The following is a 2,062-nucleotide window of genomic DNA, read 5'->3' on the forward strand; positions in this document are numbered from 1 at the left end:
GCCCGGCCCACCACCGCGGCCGGGCGGCGGCAAGCCGGGCGAGCGGGGGTCGAACACGTCGGATCAGGTCGGTCAGCGGCCGTCGAGGGCCGCGCGGGAGCGGCGCCTGCGGTTGCCCGAGTCGACGAGGCGCTCAGGCTGACGTCCGGCGACCGCATCAGCGCGGTCGGTCGCGACGCTGTCGGCGATCAGTTCACGGGTCCGGTGCTGGTCCTTGTTGTCGAGGCCGGTCAACAGACTGTCGAACACGCTCACCCTGGCTCCTTCGCATGAGGTCTCGGCGGGTCCTCTTCCGCCTACAGCAGGCTTTCCCCCCGTCGCCGGCATAAAGCACGCGATGGCCAACGAACTCCCCCGGGATGCCGAAATATCCCCTCTGACCTGGGCTTTCAGTGGGTAGACAACGGTCAACGGGGGGCGGTGGCAGGGTGTGCGTCCGCCGGTGCCGGGAACACCCGGCCCAGGGGGGTGATGCTCGATGACGGTCACGGCCGCCGCTCGCTCCCGGCCCCCCGCCCTCGACGCGTCGGCCTCCACCGCGTCGGTGATCGGCCTGCTCGGCGTCCTGCGCCGCCGGCTCGGCATGGACACCGCGTGGCTGGGCCGTGTCGACGGTGACCGCCTGACCATCCAGGTGCTCGCCGGCACCGGATCGTCCTTCCACCTCGTGCGGGGCCAGACGATGCCCCTGCGCGGCAGCCTGTACGACCGGGTCCTGCACGACGAGATGCCCGTGCTCGTCGCCGACACCCGCGCTGACCGGCGCACCAGTACCAGTCGTGTCGTGCGCGAGCTGGACATCGGCAGTCTCGCGGCCGCGCCGGTCGTCGACGACACCGGTCACGTCTATGGCGTGCTCGGTTGCCTGGCCCACGGCGCCCGGCCGCTGCTGCGCGACCGGGACGCCCAGTACCTGGGCATGATCGCCGCCACGTTACGGGGACCGCTGACCGATCTGCGCCAGACGTGGGCGGGGCGCGCCCGGGTGTGGTCGAACGTCAGCCGGGTGCTGGACCGCGGCGGCCCGGAGCTGGCGTTCCAGCCGGTGTTCGACCTGCGGCGCAACCGGATCGTCGGGGTGGAGGCGCTGGCCCGCTTCCCCGGCGGGCCCGATCCCGCCAGCTGGTTCGCCGCGGCCGCCACGGTCGGGCTCGGCGTCGAGCTGGAGCTCGCCGCGATCCGCGGCGCGCTGGCCGCGCTGCCCCGCCTGCCGACGCGGATCGGTCTCGCGGTCAACGCGTCCGCGGCGACGGTGTCCGCCGGGCTGATCGAACTCGTGCGGCACTGTGACGCCGAGCGGCTCGTCGTGGAGATCACCGAGCATGAGCGGATCGAGAACACCCCGGTGGTCGTCGAGGACCTGACACGCCTGCGCCGCCTCGGCATCCGGTTCGCCGCCGACGACGTCGGCGCCGGCTACGCCGGGCTGGAACAGCTCGTCCGGCTCCGCCCGGAGATCATCAAGATGGACTGCGCGCTGACCAGGGCCATCGACGTCGATCCCGCCCGGCGCGCGGTGGCCGCCGGCCTGGCCCACGTCGCCGAGGAGATCGGCGGCAGTGTGATCGCCGAGGGGATCGAGACGACCGGGGAGCTGCGGGCCGTGCGCGGCACCGGTATCCGCTTCGGCCAGGGATTCCTCCTCGGCTTTCCCGCCCGGGCGCTGTCCGACGCCGTCCGCGACGCCGACGACTGACCTCGACGACCCGCCAGCCGACGACCCGCCAGCCGACGACCCGCCAGCCGGCGACCCATCAGCGGGCGACCGTCGGCCTGCGGGCCGCCGGCCGGGTCAGTCGGACCAGCGGGACCCGTCGGAGGTGTGCTCCGAGTCCCACGGGCGCCGCACCGTCGAGGGTTCCGGCTGCGACGGGCCGGTCCCCGCCGCCGCGCGGTCGGACACGCCGGTGCGCCGGCGCATCCCGCCGGCGTGGGTCGGCGCGGCGGAGTAGATGGGTGGGGCGGTGGCGGCGTCGCGGCGGGCATCGGCCTGCGGCCGTTTCTGCCCGAGCACCTTCATCGGCCCGATCGTCAGATTGTCCAGCACCGTGCGGTGCGCGAA

General features: G+C 74.0%; 2 protein-coding genes and 1 pseudogene. 1 reads left to right on the plus strand and 2 read right to left on the minus strand.

The annotated features are described in order from the left end of the window. Positions 1-72 precede the first annotated feature (72 nt). On the minus strand, positions 73-255 hold the full coding sequence (locus MXD58_RS26290; protein WP_248837074.1) for a hypothetical protein: 183 nt from the start codon (positions 253-255) through the stop codon (positions 73-75). Between the two features lie 223 nt (positions 256-478). On the opposite strand from MXD58_RS26290, the gene MXD58_RS26295 reads away from it, so the two are divergent. Next, a complete protein-coding gene (locus MXD58_RS26295) occupies positions 479-1,696 on the plus strand; it encodes a sensor domain-containing phosphodiesterase (RefSeq protein ID WP_248837075.1) in 1,218 nt (405 codons plus the stop codon). A gap of 96 nt (positions 1,697-1,792) precedes the next feature. On the opposite strand, the pseudogene MXD58_RS26300 reads toward MXD58_RS26295, so the two are convergent. Continuing rightward, positions 1,793-2,062: pseudogene (locus tag MXD58_RS26300) on the minus strand (hypothetical protein); the annotation flags it as partial.

Origin of the sequence: Frankia sp. AgKG'84/4 (genome assembly GCF_023242965.2) — a bacterium.
GTDB lineage: Bacteria > Actinomycetota > Actinomycetes > Frankiales > Frankiaceae > Frankia.

Excerpts from the sequence above, each read along its gene's own strand:
- MXD58_RS26295 (WP_248837075.1), top strand. The coding sequence starts at position 479 with ATGACGGTCACGGCCGCCGCTCGCTCCCGGCCCCCCGCCCTCGACGCG.